The 236-nt window shown below is 59.7% G+C and carries 1 pseudogene; it reads right to left on the bottom strand.

What is annotated here, in order from left to right:
- Nucleotides 1-236, bottom strand: a pseudogene (locus tag BST12_RS30245) (enoyl-ACP reductase); the annotation flags it as partial.

The following is a 236-nucleotide window of genomic DNA, read 5'->3' as shown; positions in this document are numbered from 1 at the left end:
CCACTAATCGTCGGGGTAGTCGGTCGAAATACTTATTCCCCAACCCGATGGTGCCCGCCACAGTGCCGGTGACGGCTGCGGCGAGAATCGGCGCCGCCATCGACTTTCCCAGACTCATTGTTTCCGAGTAGCGGAACCGCCGGCCATAAGCCCACTCCTGTAATGCGTTGCTACGCCGAACGATTCGAGTGTTAAACGGAGCCTGCACAAACCCGCCGGTCCAGAAGCCGGCAAGT

The sequence above is a fragment of the Mycobacterium angelicum genome, from assembly GCF_002086155.1.
Classification (GTDB): Bacteria; Actinomycetota; Actinomycetes; order Mycobacteriales; family Mycobacteriaceae; genus Mycobacterium; species Mycobacterium angelicum.
Note: the sequence above shows the minus strand (reverse complement) of the source record. Positions and strands in the feature narration are given on the sequence as shown.